The sequence below is a fragment of the Paraburkholderia sp. BL10I2N1 genome, from assembly GCF_004361815.1.
Taxonomy (GTDB): Bacteria; Pseudomonadota; Gammaproteobacteria; order Burkholderiales; family Burkholderiaceae; genus Paraburkholderia.
On record NZ_SNWA01000001.1, the window covers coordinates 827,579 to 849,662 of the forward strand.

Annotated in this window: 20 protein-coding genes; 13 read left to right on the forward strand and 7 right to left on the reverse strand. The window is 63.8% G+C overall.

Going from position 1 to position 22,084, the window contains the following annotated elements; translation table 11 throughout:
• Positions 1 to 87 precede the first annotated feature (87 nt).
• The 5 genes from queA (at position 88) to secF (ending at position 6,163) form a co-directional block, all read left to right on the forward strand.
• Positions 88 to 1,137, forward strand: a complete 1,050-nt coding sequence (gene queA / locus B0G77_RS03835) for a tRNA preQ1(34) S-adenosylmethionine ribosyltransferase-isomerase QueA (protein WP_133660917.1) — start codon at positions 88 to 90, stop codon at positions 1,135 to 1,137.
• Between the two features lie 99 nt (positions 1,138 to 1,236).
• Positions 1,237 to 2,454, forward strand: a complete 1,218-nt coding sequence (gene tgt, locus B0G77_RS03840) for a tRNA guanosine(34) transglycosylase Tgt (RefSeq protein ID WP_133660918.1) — start codon at positions 1,237 to 1,239, stop codon at positions 2,452 to 2,454.
• A 233-nt stretch (positions 2,455 to 2,687) separates the two neighbouring features.
• The gene (yajC, locus tag B0G77_RS03845) at positions 2,688 to 3,011 is read left to right on the forward strand and encodes a preprotein translocase subunit YajC (RefSeq protein WP_133660919.1); all 324 of its coding nucleotides are present in this window, start codon (positions 2,688 to 2,690) and stop codon (positions 3,009 to 3,011) included.
• Between the two features lie 140 nt (positions 3,012 to 3,151).
• Positions 3,152 to 5,194 carry a protein translocase subunit SecD gene (gene secD / locus B0G77_RS03850; protein WP_133660920.1) on the forward strand — a complete coding sequence of 681 codons (2,043 nt, stop codon included), beginning with the start codon at positions 3,152 to 3,154 and terminating at the stop codon, positions 5,192 to 5,194.
• An 18-nt stretch (positions 5,195 to 5,212) separates the two neighbouring features.
• Positions 5,213 to 6,163 (forward strand): protein translocase subunit SecF, encoded by a 951-nt coding sequence (secF, locus tag B0G77_RS03855; protein ID WP_133660921.1) that lies wholly within the window; start codon positions 5,213 to 5,215, stop codon positions 6,161 to 6,163.
• A gap of 141 nt (positions 6,164 to 6,304) precedes the next feature.
• Here the strand turns inward: secF and B0G77_RS03860 are convergent, their stop codons facing one another.
• From B0G77_RS03860 to B0G77_RS03875, 4 genes are all read right to left on the reverse strand, one after another.
• Positions 6,305 to 7,582, reverse strand: a complete 1,278-nt coding sequence (locus B0G77_RS03860) for an MFS transporter (RefSeq protein WP_133660922.1) — start codon at positions 7,580 to 7,582, stop codon at positions 6,305 to 6,307.
• 278 nt (positions 7,583 to 7,860) lie between these two features.
• Positions 7,861 to 8,427, reverse strand: coding sequence for a YceI family protein (locus B0G77_RS03865; protein WP_133664031.1), 567 nt, complete (start codon positions 8,425 to 8,427; stop codon positions 7,861 to 7,863).
• A gap of 62 nt (positions 8,428 to 8,489) precedes the next feature.
• A complete protein-coding gene (locus tag B0G77_RS03870; RefSeq protein ID WP_133660923.1) occupies positions 8,490 to 9,053 on the reverse strand; it encodes a YceI family protein in 564 nt (187 codons plus the stop codon).
• An 8-nt stretch (positions 9,054 to 9,061) separates the two neighbouring features.
• Positions 9,062 to 9,622: a cytochrome b gene (locus B0G77_RS03875; RefSeq protein WP_133660924.1), complete on the reverse strand. Its 561-nt coding sequence runs from the start codon at positions 9,620 to 9,622 to the stop codon at positions 9,062 to 9,064.
• A 423-nt stretch (positions 9,623 to 10,045) separates the two neighbouring features.
• Between B0G77_RS03875 and B0G77_RS03880 the strand changes: the two genes are divergently transcribed.
• The 8 genes from B0G77_RS03880 to B0G77_RS03915 all read left to right on the forward strand — a co-directional run bounded on the left by B0G77_RS03880 (position 10,046) and on the right by B0G77_RS03915 (position 19,032).
• Complete coding sequence (locus B0G77_RS03880; protein WP_133660925.1) at positions 10,046 to 10,726, forward strand: paraquat-inducible protein A; 681 nt, start codon at positions 10,046 to 10,048, stop codon at positions 10,724 to 10,726.
• Positions 10,727 to 10,733: 7 nt separating this feature from the next.
• A complete protein-coding gene (locus B0G77_RS03885; RefSeq protein WP_133660926.1) occupies positions 10,734 to 11,387 on the forward strand; it encodes a paraquat-inducible protein A in 654 nt (217 codons plus the stop codon).
• Positions 11,380 to 12,999, forward strand: coding sequence for an MlaD family protein (locus B0G77_RS03890; RefSeq protein WP_133660927.1), 1,620 nt, complete (start codon positions 11,380 to 11,382; stop codon positions 12,997 to 12,999). Before B0G77_RS03885 ends, B0G77_RS03890 begins: the two co-directional genes overlap by 8 nt.
• Positions 12,996 to 13,805: a PqiC family protein gene (locus B0G77_RS03895; RefSeq protein ID WP_133660928.1), complete on the forward strand. Its 810-nt coding sequence runs from the start codon at positions 12,996 to 12,998 to the stop codon at positions 13,803 to 13,805. The genes B0G77_RS03890 and B0G77_RS03895 overlap by 4 nt, the downstream gene beginning before the upstream one ends.
• Before the next feature lie 319 nt (positions 13,806 to 14,124).
• Positions 14,125 to 16,221, forward strand: coding sequence for a site-specific recombinase (locus B0G77_RS03900; protein WP_133664032.1), 2,097 nt, complete (start codon positions 14,125 to 14,127; stop codon positions 16,219 to 16,221).
• A gap of 131 nt (positions 16,222 to 16,352) precedes the next feature.
• On the forward strand, positions 16,353 to 17,645 hold the full coding sequence (locus B0G77_RS03905) for a class I SAM-dependent RNA methyltransferase (RefSeq protein ID WP_133660929.1): 1,293 nt from the start codon (positions 16,353 to 16,355) through the stop codon (positions 17,643 to 17,645).
• Positions 17,646 to 17,837: 192 nt separating this feature from the next.
• Entirely contained in the window at positions 17,838 to 18,221 is a 384-nt protein-coding gene (locus B0G77_RS03910) for a VOC family protein (protein WP_133660930.1), read from the forward strand.
• A gap of 64 nt (positions 18,222 to 18,285) precedes the next feature.
• On the forward strand, positions 18,286 to 19,032 hold the full coding sequence (locus B0G77_RS03915) for a YafY family protein (RefSeq protein ID WP_133660931.1): 747 nt from the start codon (positions 18,286 to 18,288) through the stop codon (positions 19,030 to 19,032).
• A 60-nt stretch (positions 19,033 to 19,092) separates the two neighbouring features.
• Here the strand turns inward: B0G77_RS03915 and B0G77_RS03920 are convergent, their stop codons facing one another.
• The 3 genes from B0G77_RS03920 to B0G77_RS03930 are packed head-to-tail and all read right to left on the reverse strand — an operon-like array spanning position 19,093 to position 22,051.
• The gene (locus tag B0G77_RS03920) at positions 19,093 to 20,547 is read right to left on the reverse strand and encodes an NAD(P)(+) transhydrogenase (Re/Si-specific) subunit beta (RefSeq protein ID WP_133660932.1); all 1,455 of its coding nucleotides are present in this window, start codon (positions 20,545 to 20,547) and stop codon (positions 19,093 to 19,095) included.
• On the reverse strand, positions 20,548 to 20,874 hold the full coding sequence (locus B0G77_RS03925) for an NAD(P) transhydrogenase subunit alpha (RefSeq protein WP_133660933.1): 327 nt from the start codon (positions 20,872 to 20,874) through the stop codon (positions 20,548 to 20,550).
• A gap of 25 nt (positions 20,875 to 20,899) precedes the next feature.
• Positions 20,900 to 22,051: a Re/Si-specific NAD(P)(+) transhydrogenase subunit alpha gene (locus tag B0G77_RS03930; protein ID WP_133660934.1), complete on the reverse strand. Its 1,152-nt coding sequence runs from the start codon at positions 22,049 to 22,051 to the stop codon at positions 20,900 to 20,902.
• Positions 22,052 to 22,084: the final 33 nt, after the last annotated feature.

Sequence of the window (22,084 nt, forward strand, 5' to 3'; positions counted from 1 at the left end):
CACAGCAACGTTCCGCAATCATAGCCGCTCGCCGCCAGGCGCCGGTTCAATTCAGCATCGTTTCCAGAGTTGTTACAGCCAGTCCGCATGTTCACGCTTTCCGATTTCGATTTCGCGCTGCCGCCCGAGCTGATCGCGCAAACCGCGTTGCCCGAACGTAGCGCTAGCCGTCTGCTCGAAGTGGACAGCGAGGTGCAGCCCCCGCGTTTCATCGACCGCCGCTTCGCCGAACTGCCGGAGTGCATCGCTCCCGGCGATCTGCTGGTGTTCAACGATACCAAAGTGCTGAAGGCACGCTTCCTCGGCCAGAAGGCCAGTGGCGGCAAGATCGAAGTGCTGGTCGAACGGCTGACTGGCGAGCGCACGGCGCTCGCACAGATCCGCGCCAGCAAGAGCCCCGGTCCGGGCACGAAGCTGCGCCTCGCCGACGCGTTCGACGTCACCGTCGGCGAGCGCGTCGAACCGTTCTACACGCTGCATTTCCCGGCCGACTGCCTGACGCTGATCGAGCAGTACGGCCGTCTGCCGCTGCCGCCCTACATCGAGCACGATCCGGACGCGACCGACGAAACCCGCTATCAAACGGTGTTCGCGCAGAATCCTGGCGCCGTGGCCGCACCGACCGCCGGTCTGCACTTCGACGATTCGCTGCTGGCGAAGCTCGACGCCAAAGGCGTCGAACGCGCGACGCTGACGCTGCACGTGGGTGCAGGCACGTTCCAGCCGGTGCGCGTCGAAAACCTCGCCGAGCACAAGATGCACAGCGAGTGGTATCAGTTGCCGCAGACGCTGGTCGACCGGATCGGGGCAACGCGCTCGCGCGGCAACCGCGTGATCGCGGTGGGCACGACGTCAATGCGCGCGCTCGAAGCCGCGGCGCGCGACGCCGAAGCCGCCGGCCGTCCGCTCGCTGCAACGAGCGCCGAGACGGATATTTTCATCACGCCGGGCTACCGGTTCCGCGTCGTCGACCGGCTGGTGACGAACTTCCATTTGCCGAAGTCGACACTGCTGATGCTGGTCTCGGCGTTCGCCGGCGTCGACACGATCCGCGCCGCTTACCAGCACGCGATCGACGAGCGTTACCGTTTCTTCAGCTACGGCGACGCCATGCTACTGACGCGCCGCGACGCGTAACCCGCTTTACGCTTTAAGCTATCACCTCCGCCGCCGCGCCTCGCGCGACGGCGTTCATCATTTGCGCCGGACTGTTTTCCGGTGGCACAGGAGCCATCCATGACCGACGGTCATACCCACAACCCGAACGATTCGCACACCGCCCACGATAGACAGGCGGGCGAGCGCCCCGCCAACGGCCTCGGATTCGACCTGCTCACCACCGACGGCCAGGCACGCCGCGGACGTCTGACGCTCAATCACGGCGTCGTCGAAACGCCGATCTTCATGCCGGTGGGCACCTACGGCACCGTGAAGGCGATCCAGCCTCGCGAACTCGACGAAATCCACGCGCAGATCATCCTCGGCAACACGTTCCATCTGTGGCTGCGTCCGGGACTCGATACCGTCGCCGCACACGGCGGCCTGCATCGCTTCATGGGCTGGAACAGGCCCATCCTTACCGACTCAGGCGGCTTTCAGGTCTTTTCGCTGGGGGATCTGCGCAAAATCACCGAAGATGGCGTCACGTTCGCATCACCGATCAACGGCGACAAGCTGTTTCTGTCACCGGAGGTGTCGATGCAGATCCAGAAGGTGCTGAACTCGGACATCGTTATGCAATTCGACGAGTGCACGCCGTACGCGACGAACAATGTCCCGACATCGCACCCGGAAGCGGCCGGATCGATGCGCATGTCGATGCGCTGGGCGAAGCGCTCCATCGACGAATTCAACCGGCTCGGCAATCCGAATGCGCTGTTCGGCATCGTCCAGGGCGGCATGTTCGAAGACCTGCGCGACGAATCGCTCGCGGGCCTGTCGGAGATCGACTTCCACGGCTTCGCGATCGGCGGGCTGTCGGTCGGCGAGCCGAAGGAAGACATGATGCGCGTGCTGAACCACATCGGCCCGAAGCTGCCGGCGAACAAGCCGCACTACCTGATGGGCGTCGGCACGCCCGAAGACCTGGTGGCGGGCGTGGCGGCGGGCATCGACATGTTCGACTGTGTGATGCCGACCCGCAATGCACGCAACGGCTGGCTCTTCACCCGTTTCGGCGACATCAAGATCCGCAACGCGACGCACAGGAACTCGCTGCGCCCGCTCGACGAGCATTGCGGCTGCTATACCTGCCGCAACTTTACGCGCGGTTATCTGCACCACCTGCACCGTGTCGGTGAGATTCTGGGCGCGCAACTCAACACGATCCACAACCTGCACTACTACCTCGAACTGATGCAGGAAATGCGCGACGCCATCGAAGCACACCTGTTCGATACGTTCCGCAAGCAGTTCCATGAGAACCGCGCACGCGGCGTCGAAGCGCCCGCGTAACGCCCAGAAATTACGCCGAAGCCCGCCCATGGCGGGCGCCAGCGGATTATCCTGAAGATTCGCGCTGCCCCGGCCAGCATAACCTTACAATTATCTTTCGCGACATCTCGATCAAGCCGTTTCTGTCGCAATAACAGCTTGATCGCAAAGCGCATTTTGCTGTGCCGTCGCGGCCAGGGCAGATGGTAGAATAACCGGCTGCTTTTTTTGATCGTTATAACGGAGAGACCAACGTGTCGTTCATTTCCAACGCCTTCGCGCAAGGCACCGGTGGCGCAGAATCGAGTCTGATGAGCTTTCTGCCGCTGATCCTGATGTTCGGTGTTCTGTACTTCATCATGATCCGCCCGCAAATGAAGCGCCAGAAGGAACATCGCAACATGCTCTCCGCCATGGCGAAGGGCGACGAAGTGGTCACCAACGGCGGCATCGTCGGCAAGGTGACCAAGGTGAGCGATGCCTATGTCGGCGTCGAAATCGCCGAAGGCACGGAAATCACCGTGCAGAAGGCATCGGTTACGCAGATTCTCCCGAAGGGCACGATCAAGTCGCTGTAAGGCCTGCTCTCTCGCGTCCGGCGCGGCCTCGCTGGAACCTGAACGGCTTCCTGAGTCGTCACTGACCTGATACCCACGGTTCCCGCGCTCATCGCCGGACGCATCGCTTCCAAGCCAACCTTCCCGTTGGGCCCATCCCCATGAATCGTTACCCCCTCTGGAAATATGTCGTGATGCTGGTGGCGCTCGTCATCGGCCTCGTGTACACGTTGCCCAACTTCTTCGGTGAAGCGCCGGCGGTCCAGGTGTCGAGCGGCAAGGCTACGGTCAAGCTCGACTCGACCACGCTATCGCAGGTCGAAGCCGCGCTGGCGTCGGCCCAGATCAAGCCCGCCGCCATCACGTTCGACAATTCCCAGACCAACGCGAACATCCGCGTGCGTCTGACGGACACCGACACGCAACTGCGCGTGAAAGACCTGCTGCAGAAGTCGCTGAACGCCGATCCGACGGATCCGCAGTTCATCGTGGCGCTGAACCTGCAAAGCGCGTCGCCCAGCTGGCTCACCGCGCTTCGCGCATTGCCGATGTACCTTGGTCTCGACCTGCGCGGCGGGGTGCACTTCCTGCTGCAGGTGGACATGGCAGGCGCGCTGAACAAGAAGCTCGACTCGGATGCGTCCGACGTCCGCACCTTGCTGCGTGACAAGAACATCCGCGATGGCGGCGTGAACCGCGTCAACCAGTCGGTGGTAGTGAATTTCGCCGATGCGGACACGGCCAATGCGGCGCTCAAGCTCCTGAATACGGGCATCACCGAACTCCAGTGGGCCACGCAGCCGAATCCGGTAGGCGGTGTGCAGGTCGTTGGCACGTTCACGCCGGCGGTGCAGAAAGCCGTTCAGGAAGCCGCAATCAAGCAGAACATCACGACGCTGCATAACCGCGTGAACGAACTCGGCGTGGCCGAACCGGTGATCCAGCAGCAAGGCTCCGACCGTATTGTGGTCGAACTGCCGGGCGTGCAGGACACGGCGAAGGCGAAGGACATCATCGGCCGCACGGCGACGCTCGAAGCGCGCCTTGCCGATCCGGTGAATACCCATCCGAACCCGAACGATCCGGTGCCGCCGGGCGACGAGCTCTTCACCCAGGGCAACCAGACGCCGGTGCTGCTGCGCAAGCAGGTGATCTTCACCGGCGACCGCATCATCGACGCCTCCGCCGGCTTCGACGAACACCAGCGTCCGTCAGTCAACATCCGCCTCGACTCGGCGGGTGGCCGGGCGGTGCGCAGCGTGTCGCGCGACAACATCGGCAAGCCGATGGCGATGGTGCTGTTCGAAAAGGGCAAGGGCGAAGTGTTGACGGTCGCGACGATCCAGTCGGAACTGGGTGACCGCTTCCAGATCACCGGCCAGCCGACGCCGCAAGCCGCCGCCGATCTCGCGCTGCTGCTGCGCGCCGGTTCGCTGGCAGCGCCGATGGAGATCATCGAGGAACGCACGATCGGCCCGAGCCTTGGCGCCGACAACATCAAGAAGGGCTTCCATTCGGTCGTGTGGGGCTTTGCGGCGATCGCCGTGTTCATGATCGCGTACTACATGCTGTTCGGTGTGATCTCGATGATCGGGCTGTCGGTCAACCTGTTGCTGCTGATCGCGATTCTGTCGATGCTGCAGGCCACGCTGACGTTGCCGGGTATCGCCGCTATCGCCCTCGCGCTCGGTATGGCGATCGACGCGAACGTGCTGATCAACGAGCGTGTGCGTGAAGAACTGCGCAACGGCGCACCGCCGCAACTCGCGATCCAGAACGGCTATGCGCACGCATGGGCGACGATTCTCGACTCGAACGTGACGACGCTGATCGCTGGTCTCGCGCTGCTCGCGTTCGGCTCGGGCCCGGTGCGCGGCTTCGCGGTCGTGCACTGTATCGGCATCATGACGTCGATGTTCTCTGCGGTGTTCTTCTCGCGCGGTCTCGTGAACCTGTGGTACGGCGGCAAGAAGAAGCTGAAGTCGCTGGCCATCGGTCAGGTGTGGAAGCCGACGCCGGCAGGTGCGGCCGCCGCGCTCACCGACGACGACGCGGCAACCGACACCGCAAGGGCCATCGTTGCCAACAACGCTGCCGCAGCGAAGGCCAATGCGGCCAAAGCGCCGGCGCGCAGCGGCAAGCCGGTGGTACGTCGCCGAAACGATCCTGGCAGTGCGCCCAGGAAACCGGGTTCATCCCGCTGAGTCCCGGAGAAAAAGATCATGGAATTTTTCCGTATCCGCAAAGACATTCCGTTCATGCAGCGCGCGTTGCTGTTCAACGCGATTTCGCTCCTGACGTTTATCGCTGCCGTGTTTTTCCTCGTGCACCGCGGGCTGCATCTGTCGGTGGAATTCACGGGCGGCACGGTCATCGAAGTGCAGTATCCGACGGCCGTACCGCTCGAACCGGTGCGTAACACGCTCGACAAGCTCGGTTACGCCGACGCGCAGGTGCAGAACTTCGGCACCTCGCGCGACGTGCTGATCCGCCTGCCGCTCAAGCAGGGGCTTACGTCCGCGCAGCAGAGCGACCAGGTGATGAGCGCACTGAAAGCCGAAAACGCGCAGGCGCAGTTGCAGCGCGTCGAGTTCGTCGGCCCGCAGGTCGGCAAGGAACTCGCCACCGACGGTCTGCTCGCGCTTGCCTGCGTGGTCGTCGGCATCGTGATCTACCTGTCGTTCCGCTTCGAATGGAAATATGCCGTCGCCGGCGTGATCGCCAACCTGCACGACGTGGTGATCATTCTCGGTTTCTTCGCGTTCTTCCAGTGGGAGTTCTCGCTGTCGGTGCTGGCTGCCGTGCTCGCGGTGCTCGGTTACTCGGTGAACGAATCGGTCGTTATCTTCGACCGGATTCGCGAAACCTTCCGTCGCGAACGCAAGATGACGGTGATCGAAGTCATCAACCATGCAATCACGAGCACGATGTCGCGAACCATCATCACGCACGGCTGTACGCAGATGATGGTGCTGTCGATGTTCCTGTTCGGCGGCCCGACGCTGCACTACTTCGCGCTGGCCCTGACGGTCGGTATCCTGTTCGGTATCTATTCGTCGGTGTTCGTTGCGGCGGCGCTCGCGATGTGGCTGGGCGTGAAACGCGAAGACCTGATCAAGGACAAGAAGGAACGCCATGATCCAGGCGACCCGAACGCCGGCGCACAGGTTTGATATCCACTGAGCGCTGGACGTAGAAGCACCAAAGACAAAGGCCGGTTCGAAAGAACCGGCCTTTGTCTTTTACCGCGCCTGACATGCTCAACATGGCTGTCGCCGCCTGCAACGGCAACCCACGTTAGCGCTCCCGACGGATTATTTGAAGCCCAGCTTGCGCCGCGCCGCAATCAATGCGCTCAGGCTGATCACGGCGGCGAAGATCATATAGAAGCTCGGAGCCGCTTTCGTACCGGTTGCGCTAATGAGCCACGTAATGATGAACGGTCCGAAGCCGCCGAAGATTGTCACCGCGATGTTATACGCAAGCGACATGCCGGTCGTACGCGTCTGCACGGGAAAGATCTCAGACAGAAGGCCGGGCAGCGCGCCAAAGTATCCGGTCATCAGGAAACCGAACACGATCTGCATGACAATCAAGGTATCAAACGTCGGATGAGCGACGAGCCGGGCGAAGGCCGGATAGATGAGCAATAGTAGAAGCACCGCCGACACCAACATGATTCCGGTTCGCCCATGCCGGTCCGACAGATGACCGACCACCGGCGCGAACACCAGCTGGATCACGCCCACCAGCAGGATCGCCGCGAACGACACCGACTGCTGCAATCCTAACTGCTTCACGCCATAGGTCGGCATGAAAAGCACCAGATAGGTCGACACGGTGCCCAGCACCACGATGCCCATCGCGATGAGAAGCCGCGCCTTCTGGCTTGCGAACGTATCGCGTACCGGCGTCGGGGTAGTTTCGGCGGCGAGGAATTCGGGCGTTTCGTCGAGCTTCGTGCGGATGTACCAGGCTACTGGCCCGATCAGCAGACCAAACAGGAACGGCACGCGCCAGCCCCACGAGACCATCTGCTCCGGCGACAGCTTGTCCGTCAACACGAAGCCAAAGAGCGCGGCGAGCAGCGTGGTGAGGCCCTGACTGGCGATCTGCCAGCTGGCGAAGAAGCCGCGCCGCCCCGGCACGTGCTCGGCGAGAAACGCCGTCGCGCTGCCGAACTCCCCACCTGCCGAAAAGCCCTGCATCAGCCGCGCCGCGACGAGGATCAGCGGCGCCGCAACGCCGATGGTCTCGTACGTGGGCAAGGTCGCGATGATCAGCGTGCCGGCCATCATCAGGAGAATCGAGAGCGTCAGCGCGGCCTTGCGCCCCGCGCGATCGGCGTAAGCGCCGAGCACGACGGCCCCGAGCGGGCGCATGAAGAACGTCAGGCCAAACGTGCCCAGTGTGAGCAATAGCGAAACTGTATCGTTCCCTGCGGGGAAGAACAGCTTCGAGATGAACACTGCGAAGAACCCGTAGACTACAAGATCAAACCACTCCAGCGCGTTACCGATCGACGCGGCGACCACGACACGCCACGGACTGTGGCGCGCCTCCGCGACGCTTGCAGCTGTCGTTGCATTCATTCAGATCTCCGGTGCGCGCTGGATGGTTATGGTCACCCGGCCCGACTGGATGCGCGCACAACCAGTCGGGTTGTAGCGCCACTATGTACCTGAAAAACAATAAATTTGCGAGCGGCAGGATTACGCGCCCGCCGCCGCGATCCACCGCGCGCGCAATAAAAAGCCGCTTCGTCGCAAAGCGAACGAAGCGGCTTTTTTGCCCGGCAGTACCCGCACCACCCCGCTGGCGCAGCTTCCGGGGGCCGAGGAAAGGCCCGGGGCAGCGATCGTCGGGAAGCTTACTGCTTGATGCCTTCCGACTGGATATGAAGCTTCGTGTCCATGCTGAAGCCGTACGACTTTCCGAAGTCCATGCCAAAGGCTGAACGGTCGAATGACGTGCTTGCTTCCACACCGCACACTTCGCGCTTCAACACCGGATGCTGCATGCACTTGAACGATTCGATCTTCAGGTTCACCGGCTTCGTCACACCGCGAATCGTCAGGGCGCCGACCACTTCGACAGGCTTGTCGCCGTCGAACTTGATTTCGGTGCCCCTATAGGTCGCCGCCGGGAATTTCGTGACGTCGAAAAACGTGTCCGACCTCAGGTGATCGTCGAGCTTCGTGTTCCCTGTCTGGATCGATGCCGGATCGATCGTGACGTCGACGGTGCCCGTCTTCGCGGCGCGATCGAGCGTGACCGTGCCCGAGGTCTTCGTGAACTTGCCGCGCCACACCGACAGGCCGCCGAAGTGATCGGCCTCGAAGCTCGGGAACGTGTGGTTCGGGTCGAGTTGATAGGTATCGGCGGCAAACGCGCCGAACGAGAGCGTCGAGGCCACTACGCCTGCGGCGATGAGCAGATGTTTCTTCAAGTCATTCTCCTTCAGATATCCAGTTACATTGCGCGCGACAGCGCAAAAGACTACTTGTGTGCAGCAATGATGTGAAACTTGATAGCCACCTCGTCGGCGACGACCGACGTGTCTTTCCATTCGCCCAGCCCGATATCGAACTGCAGGCGTTTGATCGGCAGTGCGCCGTCAAAGCTCTGTGTGGCGCCCTGCTGCGTGACCGTCACCGGCACGACGACCGTCTGCGACTTGCCCTTGATCGTCAACTTGCCGGTCACCTTGAACTGGTTGCCGCCGGCCGGCGCGATTGCGCTCGATGCGAACGTGGCGTTCGGATACGTCTTCGCGTCGAACCAGTCCTTGCCGCGCACTTCGCTGTTGTAGCTTTCGTCGCCGAGGTCATAGCTGCCGACGTCGACCGAGAACTGCGCATTGCCTTCGGTCGGTTTGGCCGGATCGAACGCAACCTGCGCGGTGAACTTGTTGAACTTGCCCTCGACCGGCACGTTCATCTGCTTCGACGTCGCAGTGATGGTGCTCTTCGCGAGATCGACCTGGGCGAACGCGCTGCCTGCGGCGGTCAGCGTCACGGCCGTGAAGGCGGCGAGCAGGGCGCGGTGAAACGAAACCTTCATGTTTTTCCTTATTTGATGAAAGGGATCATGCGCGACAGCAGGCCGTCGCGATCCACCCATTGATGCTTGATGGCCGCCGCGACATGCAGCACGACCAGCGCGAGAAGTCCATAGTTCAGGGTCACGTGGACGACCTTGAGCACGGCCTTCAGATGCGGATCGGGTGAGATCAGCATCGGCAGGCGCACGAGCCCAAGATAGACCACCGGAATGTTGGACGCCGAGCTGTACAGATAGCCGGAGGCCGGAATCGCGATCATCAGCACATAGAGCAGCACGTGGACGAGCTGCGCTGCCGCCCGTTGCCAGGCGCTCATGTCGCGCGGCAGCGGCGGCGCCGCGTGGGTCGTGCGCCAGAGGATGCGCAGCACGGCCAGTCCGAACACGGTAACGCCGATCCACTTGTGCCAGGAAAAATAGCGCAGCTTGGTGGGCGTGAAGCCCGGAATGTCGGTCATCACCCAGCCAAGCGCAAAGCCGCAAACGATCAGCAAGGCGATCAGCCAGTGAAACGCGATCGCGGTCCGCGAGTACGAATCGGGGCCGGCTAGCGAAGGACGAGTTGCCATGACGGATCAGCGCAAACAGGGTTAACGGAGCGGCCGGGGCAGTTATTCCGGTCCCGCAAATGAAGCATTTGGGCGCGCGAGATGTTCGCCGGAATGCCGCGACATACGCCAAGGCCGCCATGCTACCGCAAGCATCAAAGGCTGGCTCGGCACACCTTCGCAACGCACTGTCGCAGAAATGGAACGAATTGGGGCCGGAAAGCGTCCTATTCCTTTGCCGGCCGGCGTTGCACGGTGGCGTAGACAACCTCAGAAACGCAATGTATGACGCGTTTGGTAACATTGCGCGAAACCTCGCCAAGAGAGGCATGCACCGGCCGCGCAGGCTCCGCCCGCATTTGGGCGCGCTGCCGCAGCCCGTGCGACCGCCAGGCCAGCCGGCACGGCGCGTTCCTGTCCACGTTGTTTTGTCTTTGCTACTCCATGGAACATGACAACCTGATTGCGTGCCACGAGTGCGATGCGCTATTCCGCAAGCCGCGCCTCGAACGTCGCACCGTCGCGCGCTGCCCGCGCTGCAAGGCAACGCTCTACCGGAGCGCTTCGACGCAACTCGACGCCATTGTCGCGATGACGCTCGGCGCGCTGATCACGTTCCTGATCGCGCAGGCATTCCCGATCGTCGAGCTCGAAACGGGCGGCATCACGTCGCAAACCACGCTGTTCGGCGCGATCGTAGCACTGTGGAACGAGCAGATGGAGATCGTCGCGGTCATGGTCTTCTGCTCCACCACCCTCTTCCCGCTGGTCGAGCTTCTTGCGCTTCTCTACGTGCTCGTGCCCGTGCGCGCCGGTTACGTGCCGCCCGCTTTCAACCTCGTGCTGCGTTCGATCCAGTTCGTGCGGCCGTGGGGCATGATCGAAGTATTCATGCTCGGCACGCTGATCACGATCGTCAAGATGTTGAGCCTCGCGCGTGTGATTCCCGAAGCCGCGCTATTCGCGTTCGGCGCGCTCACGCTGATGATCGCGGTAGTCGTCACCTTCGATCCGCGTACGCTGTGGGATGTCGCCGATGCGCTGCCGCGCGAGCGCCTGCGGCGCATCCGGAAGATCTCGGCGGCGCGTGCGGCGGCCCGCGTGAGCGAGCCGCGCCGCGGATGACCGCCCGATGAAATACATCACGGCAAAACGCGCGGGGCTGGTCGCCTGTCACGCGTGCGGACGGGTCGAGCGCTGGCTCGGGTCCGCGCAACCGCAGCACTGCAAGCGTTGCGGCGCCGTGCTGCACCGGCGCAACCCGGACAGCCTGATGCGCACCTGGGCGCTGCTGATCGCGGCGGCGTTGCTGTATATTCCGGCGAACCTGTTGCCGGTGATGCACACCGCCTCGCTGGTAGGCGCCGAAGACGACACGATCATGAGCGGCGTTGTCTACTTCTGGACCTCAGGCGACTGGCCGCTTGCCGTGATCGTGTTCATCGCCAGTATCCTCGTGCCGATGCTCAAGCTGAGCGTGCTCGTGCTGCTCACCGTGAGCGCGCAGCGCCACTCCAGCTGGCGTGTCGAACAGCGCATCAAGCTCTTCCGGATCGTCGAGCGCATCGGCCGCTGGTCCATGCTCGATGTGTTCGTCGTGACCTTGACCGTCGCGCTCGTGCGTTTCAAATCGCTCGCTGTCATCACGGCCGGACCGGGAGCGCTGGCGTTTGGCTCGGTAGTGATACTCACGATGGTGGCTTCGATGCAGTTCGATCCCCGCCTGATCTGGGATTACGTGGACGAAGGCAACACAGAAAAACTTCAGGAATCGAAACATGACTAGCCCGCAAGGACCGACCCTGCCGCCCGATCTGCCCGATCCCGACATCGAGCGCCCGAGCCGTAGCTGGCTGCCGTCGCTCGTCTGGGTGATTCCGCTTATCGCCGCGCTGATCGGGGTGGCGCTCGTCATCAAGTCGGTGTCCGACAAAGGACCGACGATCACGATCAGCTTCGTGAGTGCGGAGGGCCTCGAACCCGGTAAGACCAAGGTCAAGTACAAGGATGTCGACGTCGGCTCCGTGAAGACGATCATGCTGTCGAAGAACCTGTCGCATGTAATCGTCGAAGTCCAGCTGACGAAAGAAGCCGAAGACTTCGCCGTCAAGGGCACGCGCTTCTGGGTCGTGAGGCCGCGCATCGGCGCAAGCGGCGTGTCGGGGCTGACTACCTTGCTTTCGGGCGCGTACATCGGCGTGGACGCCGGGCGCACCGGCGAGACCCGGAAAGACTTCGTCGGCCTCGAAACGCCGCCGCCGGTCACAGGTGACCAGAAAGGCCACCAGTACACGCTGCGCGGCGATTCGCTCGGTTCGATCGACATCGGCTCTCCCGTCTATTACCGGCGCGTGCAGGTCGGCCAGGTCGTCGGCTTTTCGCTCGACAAGGACGGCACCAGCGTGACGATGCAGGTGTTCGTCAGCGCGCCGTATGACCAGTACGTGGGCATCAATTCGCGCTGGTGGAATGCGAGCGGGGTCGACGTCCGGCTCGATTCGAGCGGCTTCAAGCTGAACACGCAGTCGCTTGCGACGGTGATCGTCGGCGGCCTCGCGTTCCAGTCGCCGCCAGGGCAGCCGGTCGGCAAGCAGGCGCCGAACAACACGATCTTCCGCCTCGGCAAGGACGAGGCCGATGCGATGCGCGAGCCGGACGGCGAGCCGTTGCGCGTGGTGATGAGCTTCAACCAGTCGCTGCGCGGGCTCTCGGTCGGCGCGCCGGTCGACTTTCGCGGCATCGTGCTGGGCCAGGTGACGGGCATCGGGATCGACTACGATCCCAAGGAACGCAACTTCACGATGCCGGTGACGATGAACGTGTATCCGGACCGCCTCGGCAAGCGCTTCCGCGAGTCGGTGCGCAAAGAGGATGTGGTCGCCGGACGCGAACTGCTCGAAAACCTCGTCAAGCACGGGCTGCGCGGCCAGTTGCGCACGGGCAACCTGATCACGAGCCAGCTGTACGTCGCGCTCGACATCTTCCCGAAGGCTCCGGCCGCCACGGTGGATGTCGCGAGCGACCCGCTCGAGTTGCCGACGATTCCGAACTCGCTCGAAGAACTGCAGTTGCAGCTGGCCGACATCGCGAAGAAGCTCGATCAGGTGCCGTTCGACCAGATCGGCAACAACCTGAACATCGCGCTGAAGAACGCCGACAAGCTCTTCACGCGACTCGACTCCGAAGTGTTGCCGCAGGCACGCGACACGCTGGCGGCGGCGAAGCAGACCTTCGGATCGGCCGAAGCGACGCTGCAGCAGGATTCGCCGCTGCAATCGGATGTTCATCAGGCGCTGCAGGAACTGACGCGCACGCTGCAATCGTTGAACGCGCTGTCCGACTACCTCGAACGCCATCCCGAATCGTTGGTGCGCGGTAAATCAGGAGACAAACCATGATGTTCGCCCGCCTCCCTTATCCGGCGCACGGGCTGGCACGCGCCGCTCTGCGTCCTCCCATGCGCGCGGCTGCCCGCGCATTCGCCCTGACCGGTCTCGTTGCCGGGGCGGGTTTGATGGCGGCCTGCTCGTCGCCGCCCAGCCACTTCTATACGCTCAATGCGGACGACACAGCGGGCAACTCATCGGGCAACTCAGCGGCAGCCACGCGCACCGCGGCAAGCCCGGCGATGCTGATCGAAGTGCCGCCGGTCGACGTACCGCCACAGGTCGCGAAGAACCAGTTGGTCGTGCAGACCGGGCCGACCCAGGTCCAGGTGCTCGAACAGGAACGGTGGGCCTCGCTGCCGGGTGACGAGATCCGGCGTGCGTTGTCGTCGGATCTCACTGCCCGGCTGGGCGCGATCGACGTGTATGGCACGCCGCATCCGGATGGCGTCCCGCTCTTTCGCGTCAAGGTCACGGTCCAGCGCTTCGAGTCGTGGCCCGGTTCGCACGCGCTGATCGACGCCGTGTGGAGCGTGCGCACCATGCGCACGCAGGCGGTGTTGACCTGCCGCAGCGTCGTCAGCCAACCGGTGGGGGGCGGGTACGATGCGCTTGCCGACGGCCACCGTCGCGCGGTTCAGGCGATCTCGCAGCAAATCGCCGCCGGCGTGCAGGCGCTGGCCGCCGCACCGCAGGCGCGAGTGGCCGCGCCGGCGAAGGGCGTGTCGTCCGGTGCGACGACTGCGCCCGCTGCCATGGTTCCGTGTCCGTCGCCGGTCGAACCGTCCGCTGCTTCGTCCGGTAACGGGAACGGCTGAAGTTTGTACGGCTCTCCGGGAAGCGCGCGTTTCGCTGGCGTGCGTTCCCGGGTTTCGCCGCGCTTACTGCCCTCTTACTGCCCTTAATGCGCTTCTTGCGTTTTCGGATTAGCGCAGTGTACGGGCACGGGCAGTCGCTCGCCACGCAGCGCCAGATTCCGTCATTGGACGATGCGTTTGCCTCGCCGCTGGTCGTCACATGGCACGGGACGCGATCGTCTACCATCGGCCGTCAGGCCAGCTTGCCCTGCTCGCGCCGCCCGGCGATCCTGATCGCATCGCGCTCGTCGCAACGCGCCCGGCATCCCTCTGGAAAAACATGTTTCGTTACCTCTCAACCGTCATCAAGAAGTGGCGCGCCTCGCGCAGCAGCGGGCATCAGCTCGATGCCCTGCTCGCGATTGCCGACGCGAAAGCGCCCTACGCCGAGCGCAGCGAATGGCTGATCGAGCTTGTCCATTGGATTCATCGCCGCGGCGCATTGCAGGCGGAGCCCAGCGAATCTGCCGAAGATGAAGCGCGTTCGGTCCCGGCGCACACCCGTCTGCGCTACGCACTGCATGTGCTCGACCGCAATCCGGCTTGGAAGACCAACGTGGCGGGCATCCTGCGCGCACTGCTGCGCGAAAGCGACGGCATTTCGCTGTTGTGCGATGCCGGTATGCCTGTCCATTCCGGCTTTTTCGGGGCGCTGACGGAGCGCTTCCAGGCATCGCTGATTCCGCCAGCGCCTAACCGCCGTGAACTGGGTGCGCTGTTCAGGCTGATGTTCACGTCGAAAGACGATGTCGACTGGATCGGCAAGTTGCCTGTCGACCTGCTCGAACGCATCCGGGAGCTGTTCGACTACGGCGCCGCCGATGATCAGCGGCCAATCAGCGCGTTCTCGCTCGATCTGCTTGCCGCGCTGCATAACCTGACCTGCCAGATCAGTTCGACAGGCCTGTCGCAGACGGTGCGCACCCGCCTTGGCGACCCCGACGCGCGCACCGCGACCGAATCGCAGCCTTTCTACCGACTCACGCGGGCGATGCTTGCGGTCGAGGCGGCGCATCAGGCGGTCGAAGAAGGCGCGGAGCCGGGCCGGCTACTCCATGAGGTCAACTATCTGCGATTGCTGCTGGACCAGTGCCGCGTCGCCATCGACGATGTGTTCAGCCACCTCTACCGCAACGGCGTCAGTGTCGACATTGTGTTCCAGGTGGAGCGCATGCGCATGCGCATTGCCCGCGCGGAACATCTGCTGGACACATGGATGGCGCCCGATGACCTGCGCGCCGCCGCGCGCCTCCTCGCAGAACTCGTGCAGGCGAACCAGGCAAGTCAAAGCATCTCGCACCTGCTGCACGGCAATTTTTCGCTGCTCGCCCGCAAGGTCGTCGAATACAGCGCCGACACCGGCGAGCACTACATCGCGCGCGATCGTGAGGAGTATCTGAAGATGCTGCGCATGGCCGCGGGCGGCGGCCTCGTCACCGTGATTACCGTGTGCGTGAAATTTGCGATTACCGGCGCACATCTGTATTCGATGCTCGAAGGGCTGCTGGCTGGCATCAACTACGCCACGAGCTTTCTGCTGATGCACTTCCTGCATTTCTCGCTCGCGACCAAGCAGCCCGCCATGACCGCGCCGACGCTCGCCCGCGAACTCGACTCAGCAGGCACGCCGCACGGCGTGGACGCGTTCGTCACGTCGGTGATCGCCTTGATCCGCACGCAGGCGGCAGCGGTGCTCGGCAATGTGCTGGTGGTCTTGCCGGTGTGCCTCGGCGTGCAACTGCTGTGGCGCTTCGTGTTCCATGCGGACATCATTTCTCCGGAGAAGGCGCATGCCACGCTGCGCTCGTTCTCGCTGCTCGGGCCGACGCCGCTCTACGCTGCGCTGACCGGTGTGCTGCTGTGGTCGTCGAGCCTGCTGGCGGGCTGGGCGGACAACTGGTTTGTGCTGCATCGGGTCGGCGACGCGCTCGCGTACAACCGCCGCCTGCGTCTCACGCTCGGCGCGGCCGGCGCTGCCCGGCTGGCCAGGTTCTGCCGCTCGAACATCGCGGGCGTGGCCGGCAACATCTCGCTCGGGCTGATGCTGGGACTGGTCCCGGCGCTTCTCGCCGCCTTCTTCGCCTTCGGCTTCGAGGTACGACACGTGACACTAAGCGCCGGTTCGATCGGCGTGGCGCTCGGCGTGCTGGGCAAGGCGCCACTACGTACCGCGGAGCTGTGGTGGGCGGTCGCCGGCGTATGCAGCATGGCGGTACTGAACGTCGCGGTGAGTTTTGCGCTCGCGTTCCATATGGCCGTGCGCTCTCGCGACTTGCGGCGTACTCACGTCCGCTCCTTGCATCACGCGGTGTGGCGTCGCGTATTCAGCCGTCCGATGGCGCTCGTCTGGCCGGTCGGCACACGCCGCGATGGCTGATCGCATGGGCTGCGGAACAGCGAGCGTCGCCGCGCGTGCGCCGCTATGGCACAGCGAGCGTTGCGGCGCCCGGAATACGGACGCCGACCGCGTACAATGACGCCTTGTCCTCCAGCCTTCCGGCAACCTCAATGTCCTTCGATTTTTTCGTCCCCTGCCCACGCGGCCTTGAAGCCGCCCTGGCGTCCGAACTCGCCGGCATCGGCGCGCGGCATCTGGACGGCGCACCGTTCGAAGCCGGCGCGCAAGTCCCCGGCGGTGTGCATTTCCGCGGGGGATGGGCCGCCGGCATGGCAGCCAACCTGCATTCGCGCATCGCGAGCCGCGTGCTCCTCAAAATCGCCCAGCGTCCATACCGGACCGAACAGGATATCTACGCACTCGCAGTCGAGCAGCGCTGGGAACAGTGGTTCTCCGCGAACGAAACGCTGCGTGTCGACGTCACTGCAATCAAATCGCCGCTTCGCAGCCTCGAATTCACGACGCTGCGCGTGAAGGACGCGATCTGCGATCGTCTGCGCGAAGTCAGCGGCGCACGGCCGAGCATCGATACGGCTGTCCCCGACGTGCGCGTATTCGCATTCCTCACCGCCACCGACTGCACGCTCTACCTCGACACGTCAGGCGACCCGCTCTTCAAGCGCGGCTGGCGGCTCGACAAGGGCGCGGCGCCGCTGCGCGAAAACCTCGCGGCCGGCATCCTGTCCCTCACCGGCTGGACACCCGGCACGCCGCTCTACGATCCGATGTGCGGCAGCGGTACCTTCCTCGCTGAAGCCGCGCAGGTTGCGCTGAACATCGCGCCCGGCGTCGACCGTCGTTTCGGCTTCGAGAAGCTGAAGCAATACGACGTCAAAGTCTGGCAGTCGTTGAAAGCGGCGGCCATCGATGCAAAACGCGCCGCGCGCGCGTCGCGCACCGATCTGCAGATTTTCGGCAGCGACATTTCCGGCGACATGCTTGACAAGGCCCGCGCAAACTTCGAACGCGCCGGCCTGCCGGCCGTGCCGCTCAAGCAGGTGGATGCCCGCGGCATGACGCCGCCGGTCACGACGCCCGGTATCCTCGTTGCCAATCCGCCGTATGGCGAGCGGATCGAAGTGCGTGGCCGCGGTCCGCGCGGCGAGATCCGCAACACGGGCCGCGAAAACCGTGAAGGCCGTGATGACGAAGGGTTCAAACGCGTCCATACCGATACGCCGGACAGCGAGTTCTTCCAGTCGCTGGGCGACGCTCTCAAGCAACGCTTCACTGGCTGGCATGCGTTCATTCTCACGTCGGACCGCAAGCTGCCGGGCCAGTTGCGGCTCAGGGAATCGGCCAAGACGCCGCTCTTCAACGGCGCGCTCGAATGCCGTCTGTTCCGCTTCGATCTGATCGCAGGCAGCGTCCGGCAGCGCCCCGCCGCCGATACGCAGGGCTGATCCGCGTCGACGGGCATCAGTCCCGTCCCGCGTCCGGCTTGTCCGTTCAATCTTCCCGCGCATTCTTCCGCGCATTTTCCATTCACCCATGACAGCTCGTGCTACTGACAGAACGCTGTCAGTAGCCCACCAGCACACTCCAGTTACGCCATCCGGCACATTGCCAGCTGGTAACCCCCACAGGAGAGTGTCATGTCAGCAACTGCTTCCCGCGTCATCGCCTGGTTCGAGATTCCGTCGACCAATTTCGACCGCGCCGTCCGTTTCTACGAAACCATCCTCGGAACCACGTTGCGGCGCGAAGACTTCGGCCAGCCCATGGCGGTTTTCAACTACGGCGAGCAGGCAACCGGTGGCTGCATCGTCGGCGGCGATGCGCTCAAGCCCGCCGCTTTGGGCACGCTCGTTTATCTGAACGCCGAACCCACCGTGGATGCCGTACTGGCGCGGGTCGAAAAGGCAGGCGGCAAGGTGGAAGGACCGGCCATCCAGCTCCCTCAGGATATTGGCTTCATTGGATTCTTTACCGACACCGAGGGCAACCGCGTCGGCCTGCATTCACCGCACAATGGCTGAGGAAAGGCCGCTAGCCGGTAGATAAGCCACTGGCGATTCGTCCAAACGCGTCCAGGGGCGCACCATGCGGCGCTATCATCGCGGCATCGCCCCTGCCCCGCTCAACTTACGCCAGACACCCACGATGTCGCGTCGCGCCGACCGTCTGTTCCAGATTGCCGAACTGCTGCGCGGCCGGCGTCTGACCACCGCGCAGCAACTGGCCGAATGGCTGAACGTCTCGCCACGAACGGTTTATCGCGACGTGCGTGATCTGCAGTTGTCGGGCGTGCCGATCGAAGGTGAAGCGGGAATCGGCTACCGGCTGAGCCGGACCGCAAGCCTGCCGCCGCTCACGTTTACCGCCGACGAACTCACCGCGCTCGCCGCCGGTGCCCGCATGCTCGAAACGTGGGGCGGTGCGAGCTTTGCCTCGGGTGCTCGCGGCGCGCTGGCGAAGATCGCCTCGGCGATGCCCGCCGACAAGCGCGCAACGCTCGAACGTGCGCCCTTCTTCGCGCCGTCGTTTCACGTCAAGGGTGAGTTCCAGGAGAAGGTCGACGCGCTGCATCGGGCGATCGACGGGCGCCGTGTCGTGAGCTTCGCCTACCACGACCGGAACGACGCGCACACGGAGCGGCGCGTGTGGCCGCTCGGCCTCGTGTACTGGGGCGCACGGTGGACGGTGGGCGCGTGGTGCGAACTGCGGGAGGGGTTTCGCAATTTCGACGTCGAGCGCATGCGGGAGGTCGAATTGTGCGAGGCGTTTCCCGATATGGAAGGACGCAGGCTTGCGGATTTCCTTCGGCATGTGAGGGCGGAGACCCGTTGAATGCTGCGTGCGGCCACTTTCGCGCCGGCCCGGCGGACCGACGCGAAATGGGCAGCGCCATCATTCCACCGACTTCACCATATCCTCGATCACCTTCTTGGCGTCGCCGAAGACCATCATCGTCTTGTCCATGTAGAACAGATCGTTGTCGAGCCCGGCATACCCCGCCGCCATCGAGCGCTTGTTGACGATCACAGTCCGCGCCTTATAGGCCTCGATGATCGGCATGCCCGCGATCGGCGACTTCGGATCGTTCTTCGCGGCCGGGTTCACCACATCGTTCGCACCGAGCACCAGCACCACATCGACCTGGCCGAATTCGCCGTTGATGTCCTCCATTTCGTACACCATGTCGTACGGCACTTCGGCCTCCGCCAGCAGCACGTTCATGTGCCCCGGCATGCGGCCCGCGACCGGGTGAATCGCGTACTTCACCTCGATGCCCTTCTCGACCAGCTTGTCGGTCAGCTCCTTCAGCGCATGCTGCGCGCGCGCCACCGCAAGACCGTAACCCGGCACGATCACGATGGTTTCGGCATTGCCCATCATGAACGAGGCATCCTCGGCCGACCCAGACTTCACCGGCCGCTGCTCCTGCGCACCACCCGCCGCAGCCGCACCGCCTTCGCTGCCAAAGCCGCCCAGCAGCACGTTGAAGAACGAGCGGTTCATCGCGCGGCACATGATGTACGACAGGATCGCCCCCGATGACCCCACCAGCGACCCCGCGATGATCAGCATCGGATTATTCAGCGAGAAGCCGATGCCCGCCGCGGCCCAGCCCGAGTACGAGTTGAGCATCGACACGACCACCGGCATGTCCGCGCCGCCGATCGGGATGATGATCAGCACGCCCAGCGCAAACGCGATCAGCGTCATGATGATGAACGGCAACCACGCCTGCGTGAGGAAAAAGATGACGCCGAAGCCGAGCATCCCCAGCGCAAGCAGAAGGTTGATCAGATGCTGGCCGGCATACACGACCGGCGCGCCCTGAAAGAGCCGGAACTTGTACTTTCCTGACAGCTTGCCGAACGCGATCACCGAGCCGCTGAACGTGATCGCCCCGACGAACGTGCCGATGAACAGCTCCACCCGGTTGCCGTAGGGCAGGAAGCCTTCGTACGGCGCGTCCTCGACGCCGAGCCCGAACGCCGCCGGTTCCGACACCACCGCATACGCGATACACACGGCAGCCAGACCGATCAGCGAGTGCATGGCCGCGACCAGTTCGGGCATCTTCGTCATCTCGACGCGGGCGGCCACGAACGCGCCGACCGCACCGCCGACAATCACACCCGCGCCCAGCAGCACCAGCCCGAGCTCGAGATTCGAGCCGAGTCCGGCCGCCTGCTTCACGATCAGCGAGACAGTCGTGAGGATCGCGATGGTCATCCCGACCATGCCGAACACATTCCCGGCGCGCGCGCTTTTTGGATTGGACAGCCCCTTGAGCGCCTGGATGAAGCACACCGACGCAACGAGGTATAGCAGCGTGACGAGGTTCAGGCTCATTTACGCACCCTCCTTGCCTGCCGCCGGCAATTTCTTCGGTTCTTTCTTCCTGAACATCTCCAGCATTCGTCTTGTCACGAGAAACCCGCCGAACACGTTGACCGCCGCGAGCGCCACTGCAATGGCGCCGAAGAACTTCCCGGCCCCACCGAGCGTCAGTCCCGCCGCCAGCATCGCGCCGACGATCACGATGGCCGAGATCGCGTTGGTTACCGCCATCAGCGGCGTATGCAGCGCCGGTGTGACGTTCCAGACGACGTGGTAGCCGACGTAGATCGCCAGCACGAAAATGATCAGGTTGATTACGGTGTGGTTGATGACTTCCATCGCCGCTCCTTGGTAGTAACTCGCTTTAAGCCTTGCGCGTGACTTCGCCGTCGCGGGCCAGCAGCGTGGCCGCGACGATATCGTCCGCAAGATCGATGTTGAGTGCGCCTTCCTTCGTGATGATCAGCTTCAGGAAGTCGAGCAGGTTGCGCGCGTAGAGCGACGACGCGTCGGCCGGGACCATCGACGCCAGGTTCGTATAGCCGGCGATCTGCACGCCATGCCGGGTGACGACCTGGTCGGCCTCGGTCAGCGGACAGTTGCCGCCACGCCGGCCACCTGCACCGTCCACTTCCGGCCCACGTCCCGCAGCCAGGTCGATGAGCACGGAGCCCGGTTTCATCGACTGCACGGTTTCGGTGGAAATCAGCGTCGGCGCCGGGCGCCCGGGAATCAGCGCCGTCGTGATCACGATGTCGGCCTGTTTGGCCCGTTCGTGCACCAGCGCCGACTGACGAGCCAGCCACGAAGGCGGCATCGGCCGCGCATAGCCGCCGACGCCTTGCGCTGCGTCGCGCTCCTCGTCGGTTTCATAGGGAACATCGAGGAATTTCGCGCCGAGCGATTCGATCTGCTCTTTCACGGCCGGTCGCACGTCGGACGCCTCGATCACTGCGCCAAGGCGTTTGGCCGTCGCAATCGCCTGCAAACCCGCGACGCCCGCGCCCAGAATCAGCACCCGGGCCGCCTTCACGGTGCCGGCGGCCGTCATCAGCATCGGCATGAAGCGCGGGTAGAGTGTCGAGGCCAGCAGCACGGCCTTGTAACCGGCGATGTTGGCCTGCGACGACAGAACATCCAGGCTTTGCGCCCGGGTGGTCCGCGGCGCGGCTTCCAGCGCGAATGCGGTCACGCCGGCAGCAGCGAGCTGCGCGGCATTGTCGGCATTGAAAGGTTCGAGCATGCCGACCAGCACTGCGCCGCGCTTGAAGAGCGGCAGTTCGGCAGCAGTCGGCGACTGGACTTTAAGAACGAGATCGGCGCCGAACGCGGTTTGCGCGTCGACAATTTCCGCCCCGGCGGCCGCAAAAGCGTCGTCGGGGAAGCTGGCGCCGCTGCCGGCACCGCTCTGGACCGTGACCCGATGGCCTTGGAACACGTACTTTTTGACCGTCTCGGGCGTCGCGGCAACGCGGGTTTCGTAGGCGCGCGTCTCGGCTGGCACTCCGATGTGCATCGTTGAATCCTCCTCGACCTTCCTGTTATTTCA

Bases quoted from the DNA above. Each gene is read 5' to 3' on its own strand.
- queA (WP_133660917.1), top strand. From the start codon at position 88: ATGTTCACGCTTTCCGATTTCGATTTCGCGCTGCCGCCCGAGCTGATC.
- tgt (WP_133660918.1), top strand. From the start codon at position 1,237: ATGACCGACGGTCATACCCACAACCCGAACGATTCGCACACCGCCCAC.
- secD (WP_133660920.1), top strand. From the start codon at position 3,152: ATGAATCGTTACCCCCTCTGGAAATATGTCGTGATGCTGGTGGCGCTC.
- secF (WP_133660921.1), top strand. From the start codon at position 5,213: ATGGAATTTTTCCGTATCCGCAAAGACATTCCGTTCATGCAGCGCGCG.
- B0G77_RS03860 (WP_133660922.1), bottom strand. From the start codon at position 7,582: ATGAATGCAACGACAGCTGCAAGCGTCGCGGAGGCGCGCCACAGTCCG.
- B0G77_RS03870 (WP_133660923.1), bottom strand. From the start codon at position 9,053: ATGAAGGTTTCGTTTCACCGCGCCCTGCTCGCCGCCTTCACGGCCGTG.
- B0G77_RS03875 (WP_133660924.1), bottom strand. From the start codon at position 9,622: ATGGCAACTCGTCCTTCGCTAGCCGGCCCCGATTCGTACTCGCGGACC.
- B0G77_RS03880 (WP_133660925.1), top strand. From the start codon at position 10,046: ATGGAACATGACAACCTGATTGCGTGCCACGAGTGCGATGCGCTATTC.
- B0G77_RS03885 (WP_133660926.1), top strand. From the start codon at position 10,734: ATGAAATACATCACGGCAAAACGCGCGGGGCTGGTCGCCTGTCACGCG.
- B0G77_RS03890 (WP_133660927.1), top strand. From the start codon at position 11,380: ATGACTAGCCCGCAAGGACCGACCCTGCCGCCCGATCTGCCCGATCCC.
- B0G77_RS03895 (WP_133660928.1), top strand. From the start codon at position 12,996: ATGATGTTCGCCCGCCTCCCTTATCCGGCGCACGGGCTGGCACGCGCC.
- B0G77_RS03900 (WP_133664032.1), top strand. From the start codon at position 14,125: ATGTTTCGTTACCTCTCAACCGTCATCAAGAAGTGGCGCGCCTCGCGC.
- B0G77_RS03905 (WP_133660929.1), top strand. From the start codon at position 16,353: ATGTCCTTCGATTTTTTCGTCCCCTGCCCACGCGGCCTTGAAGCCGCC.
- B0G77_RS03910 (WP_133660930.1), top strand. From the start codon at position 17,838: ATGTCAGCAACTGCTTCCCGCGTCATCGCCTGGTTCGAGATTCCGTCG.
- B0G77_RS03915 (WP_133660931.1), top strand. From the start codon at position 18,286: ATGCGGCGCTATCATCGCGGCATCGCCCCTGCCCCGCTCAACTTACGC.
- B0G77_RS03920 (WP_133660932.1), bottom strand. From the start codon at position 20,547: ATGAGCCTGAACCTCGTCACGCTGCTATACCTCGTTGCGTCGGTGTGC.
- B0G77_RS03925 (WP_133660933.1), bottom strand. From the start codon at position 20,874: ATGGAAGTCATCAACCACACCGTAATCAACCTGATCATTTTCGTGCTG.
- B0G77_RS03930 (WP_133660934.1), bottom strand. From the start codon at position 22,051: ATGCACATCGGAGTGCCAGCCGAGACGCGCGCCTACGAAACCCGCGTT.